General features: G+C 44.4%; 1 pseudogene. It reads right to left on the bottom strand.

What is annotated here, in order from left to right:
* Positions 1 to 1,169: pseudogene (locus B5E75_RS14235) on the bottom strand (conjugal transfer ATPase TcpF); the annotation flags it as partial.
* Between the last annotated feature and the right edge of the window lie 247 nt (positions 1,170 to 1,416).

Here is a 1,416-nt window from a genome sequence, read left to right on the forward strand (position 1 = left end):
AGCATATCCCCAGCGGGACGAACTAATTTTACATTGAGGTCGTCGTAAAAGTCCTTGACCTCATCACAGCGTCGTTTCAGCTCGTCAAGGTCGGGAGCTGATACCCTTATCACATAGGAGAGCTTATACATACTTTCCTTGCTCTGGTCTAAATCGGTTTCCAGCTCGTCTACGCTGTCCAGTGCGTCCACCACATTTGAACTGGTTTCGCTTCCAGACTGATAGGCGTGATTGTCCAAGTCTTTCAACTCTTTCTTCTTGTTACGGACAGTCGATAACGCTTTTCTATTCCCGACGATTTCCACATTCATAGAGGTGTCCACGGGAAAGGTGAACTGCTGTTGCTGGAAGTAAAATATCTCACTGGACGGAAAATCCAGCTCACCCACAATCGCATTGACGGTAAAGTAGGACACGAAGCTCTCGCTGTCCTCATGTTCCAGTCGCAAATATCGCTGGCTTTCCTCTATCAGACAGCGGGTCGGACGGATAAGGTCGTACTGCTTGATAAGCGTTGCCTTTTTCAGCTTCTTCTTTGGAAGCGAATACTCGTAGTCCTCATACGCCACGCCGTCCCTGCCGTAGATATGCTCGATAAGATACCCGAAGTCGTTCTTGTCCAAGCGTCGGAACTTGAAACGGCGGGAGATTTTATTTTCCAGCAGTTTTTCCATTTTCATGTAGCGGTTGATTTCATCATCTGGCATGGAGATAAAGTCGCTCATCAGCGTATGGTTGACCTCATTTAGAAATTCCTTGAATGTCAAAAATGCCGATTTCTTCATGCTTTCAAGGCTCACTTTTTCCTCTGTCACAATGAGCTTGAAGCCGATAAAAAAGCGGTAGTCCACTTGATTGTCGCCAATCATGGAAACAAGGGCTTCCGTCTGTTCGTTTATCTTCTGTATCGCCACATCACGAAGTCGCCCCGTCACCAGCTTTTTTGACTGCTCCTGTATGCTTCTTACGGAGCTTTCCGTCGCTATCTGCAAGGCGTGTATCTTTCCCTCACGGCTCTGTGCGATAAGCTGACGGAAGCTGTCATGGACGATAAACTTCTGCTCCGCTGACAGAAAGGAATAGTTATACGGTATCAGCTCATAGTAGGCGAATACTTCATTGTCCTTGTTCCAGACAAGGTTGTTGTCGATATACTTAATCGGGAACATACATCACACTCCTAACCGCCGTAACAGGTTCGCTGAAAACTTTCTTTTCCAGCTTCACGGCTTTTCCTGCATAGGTCACTTTTGGTCGCAGGGCAAATGTAATCTGCGATTTCAAGAAGCTGTAAGGCTTATAAATGCTACTATTAATATGTACAAAAATGATCATATAAAAATGTACAAAATCAATTCAACATAATATAATAATTCAGTTTTTATTGGAGGTTATATTATGATTATGAATTTAACA

Source organism: Massiliimicrobium timonense, from assembly GCF_002160865.1.
GTDB lineage: Bacteria > Bacillota_I > Bacilli_A > Erysipelotrichales > Coprobacillaceae > Allocoprobacillus.